Here is a 1,049-nt window from a genome sequence, read left to right on the forward strand (position 1 = left end):
CCTGTCTCTTGATCACATCTCTAGCTCAAGAGACTGTGCAAGCAGGTACCCCTCAAGGATGGTTTGTAATATGAACCATCCTTCCCATAACCTTTCCCATCCTACTCGACCATTACGTTTTGAATCGTACCAACCCGCAAGCTTGCCGAGGTTAATATAGGCCCAATAGAGGCTTGGTGCTTTCTTTGGGGGCTTCGATTTGTTTTGCTTTGACCACAGTAATTTCCACGCGAGCGGACTCAGGATCATTTCACAGCTCTGCTTTTCTGCTTCCTCTTTATTAAGCCCCAGATAACGCAGTTGATGAAGACGGACTGCAATAAACGCGAGTATCACCACCATGCGTTCTAAATTCTCTTTGCTCTGCATGCGTAACTCTTCAACCTGAGTTCCGCCGCTTTTCCACGCTTTGTGAAATTCTTCGATCAGCCACCGTTTTTCGTAGTAATCGAGAATACGCCTGGCATCTTCTTTTGTTTTCACGGGCTCTGAGGTCAGAATGTGCCAGCTCAGGCCATCATGATTTCCCGTTTCTTGACAACCGACATAGTACAGTGGGACGGAGTCACCGATTTTATTCGCCGGGATTTTTACGGTCACCGCCGCATAACGAACTTCGCAGTGGGCGTCACGCGCTTTTCGCCCGCCTTTTTGCCTCACTTGAACCGTTCTCATATCCGCATACACCAAGGCGCCACTGTAATGATAAAGCTTGTCGGTACTTTCTTCTATGCGGCGGCTTTGCATAGAGCGAACGACAAAGCGCTGATGATTTGAGACCTTATAGGTCAGATACTCGATAATATCGGCTTCCCGGTCACAGACCGAGATAACTTTCCGCATGTCAGCACCGAGGCGGGCTTCCATTGCGCGTGAAGCCCGTTCCCATTTATAGCTTTCTTTGTCTTTATAAGCTCTGCTCGCATGATATTGATTTTGCCCGTAAGCCTGAAGGTCTCTGGTCCAACGTGCCTGTTCAATGAGCCCAACGACCTGTTGCTTATCAGGCGCAAAGAGCAGAACGGAATGAGCATGCATACCTCTGGAAT

General features: G+C 48.6%; 1 protein-coding gene. It reads right to left on the reverse strand.

Going from position 1 to position 1,049, the window contains the following annotated elements; translation table 11 throughout:
• Nucleotides 1-12 precede the first annotated feature (12 nt).
• Nucleotides 13-1,049, reverse strand: a 1,037-nt coding sequence (locus SLS51_RS23010; RefSeq protein ID WP_323840810.1) for an IS4 family transposase, incomplete at its 5' end; no start/stop codon positions are given.

The sequence above is a fragment of the Photorhabdus africana genome (assembly GCF_035181445.1).
GTDB lineage: Bacteria > Pseudomonadota > Gammaproteobacteria > Enterobacterales > Enterobacteriaceae > Photorhabdus > Photorhabdus laumondii.